This window comes from Saccharomonospora iraqiensis subsp. iraqiensis, from assembly GCF_000430445.1.
Taxonomy (GTDB): Bacteria; Actinomycetota; Actinomycetes; order Mycobacteriales; family Pseudonocardiaceae; genus Saccharomonospora; species Saccharomonospora iraqiensis.
Map to the genome: position 1 here is coordinate 9,001 of NZ_KE387112.1, position 1,743 is coordinate 10,743.

The 1,743-nt window shown below is 72.7% G+C and carries 2 protein-coding genes; one reads left to right on the forward strand and one right to left on the reverse strand.

Features of this window, described 5'->3' with window-relative positions; translation table 11 throughout:
- The coding region (locus ACTIR_RS0116790) for a hypothetical protein (protein ID WP_026455156.1) at positions 1–905 on the reverse strand (905 nt) is incomplete at its 3' end.
- A 107-nt stretch (positions 906–1,012) separates the two neighbouring features.
- Here ACTIR_RS0116790 and ACTIR_RS0116795 point away from each other — a divergent pair.
- On the forward strand, positions 1,013–1,645 hold the full coding sequence (locus ACTIR_RS0116795; RefSeq protein WP_034240583.1) for a MerR family transcriptional regulator: 633 nt from the start codon (positions 1,013–1,015) through the stop codon (positions 1,643–1,645).
- Positions 1,646–1,743 lie beyond the last annotated feature (98 nt).

Consider the following 1,743-nt stretch of genomic DNA (forward strand, 5'->3'; position numbering starts at 1 on the left):
AGGGCCGCGGCCGTCACCAGTGCCGCGGCGGCGGCGAGTGTGGTCGTGTCCGGGTCGGTCAGCGGTTGCCCGCGCAGCGCCTGCCAGGTGACCAGCGCGACCAGCCCCGCGTACGTCCCGGCCGTGACGAGCACGAGCCGGGCGCGGACGCGCCCGTCGCGCAGTCGCGGCCACCACCGGGCGAGGACGACGAGGACGGCGACCACGAGCGGCAACAGCTGGAGCGCGTGCATGCCGACGAAGTGCGGGATGCGCAGGTCGCCGCCGGTCGTGCTCCACCCGGTCAGCGGCATGCCCGGGCCGCCGTCGGGCACGCCGACGGCGTGCGCGCCGATCACCCCGCGGAAGGTTCCGTCGCCGAGTTGCCTGGTCTGCTCCGCCGTGGGCCGTGTCATCAGCGCGCCGAGGCCGATCCCGACGAGGGACAGCACCGCCCCGGACCGCAGGGCCACCCGCGTGGCCGCGTCGGCGATCGGGCTGCGCACCAGCAGCACGGTGAGGACGAACGTGCCCGTCCAGATCACGGCGATCGAGGCGCCCATGACGGCGAACAGGGTCGTGTTCAACGGTGTGCCGACGTTGAAGTGGCTCGTCGTGCCGCGCACCACCTGGGTGACGATGATCGCGTACTCCACGAGCGCGAGGATCACGATCGTCGTCGACACCCGCCACGCCGTGGTCCGTCGGCGCGGCAGCAGCGAGTACAGCCAGGACCAGGTGAGGCAGTAGATGCCGAGGGAGAGCGCGAACTTGAGCGGCTTGAGCCAGATCGGTGCCCCGAGGAGCACGCGGTCGTCCAGCAGGAGTCCGGCCCCGGAGACGACGGCCAGGACGGCCATGACGCCGGCGCACAGCAGCATCGGCCGGTGCCAGGTGTCCGGGACGAACGGTCGAGTGGTGCGCATGGGTCCCACCCATTCGGATAGTGGATAGCGTCGCTGTCTATAATGGGAAGTTACACTATCCACCGAGGGTCCGCCAGTGTTCCCGAGAGGAGGGCCGCACCGTGCGCATGGCCGAACTGAGCCGGGAGTCCGGTGTCCCGGTCGCGACCGTCAAGTACTACCTGCGCGAGGGACTGCTGCATCCCGGCGAACGCACCGGGCGCAACCAGGCCCGCTACGACGACGGCCACGTCCGCAGGCTGCGCCTGGTCCGTGCCCTGCTCGACGTGGGCGGGTTGTCCATCGCCGACGTGAAGGGGGTGCTCGCCGCCATGGCGGCGGAGGAGACCTCGCTGCACGAGGTGCTCGGGCTCGCGCAGCGGGGGCTGCCGCTGACCGGGGCCGAGGTGGACGACGCGTCGGCGGACTGGGCCCGCACGAAGGCCGGGGAGCTGATGGCCGAGCGTGGCTGGGACCCCGGGGAGGATTCCCCGGTGGTGGAGGCGCTGGTCGGCGTGCTCGCCACGGTGCGCTCGCTCGGCCATCCCGAACTCGCGTCCATGGTCGACCGCTACGCCGACGCGGCCGAGGAGATCGCCGAGGCCGACCTCGACCACGTGTCCCGGCTGGCCTCCACCGAGTCCGTCGTCGAGTCCGCGGTGGTGGGCACCGTGTTCGGGGACGCGCTGCTGGTCGTGCTGCGCAGGCTGGCGCAGAGCGGTGCCTCGTCCCGGCGGTTCGAGGGACGTCGGGACGGGTGACGCCGGGACGGGACGCCGGGACGCCGTGCGGGCCGACCGCCGGTCAGCCGCCGAGGAGCCGGGTGAGCGCGAAACCGGCCACGGCGGCGAACACGAAC

Coding starts and splice junctions, on each gene's coding strand:
- ACTIR_RS0116795 (WP_034240583.1), top strand. CDS start 1,013: ATGGCCGAACTGAGCCGGGAGTCCGGTGTCCCGGTCGCGACCGTCAAG.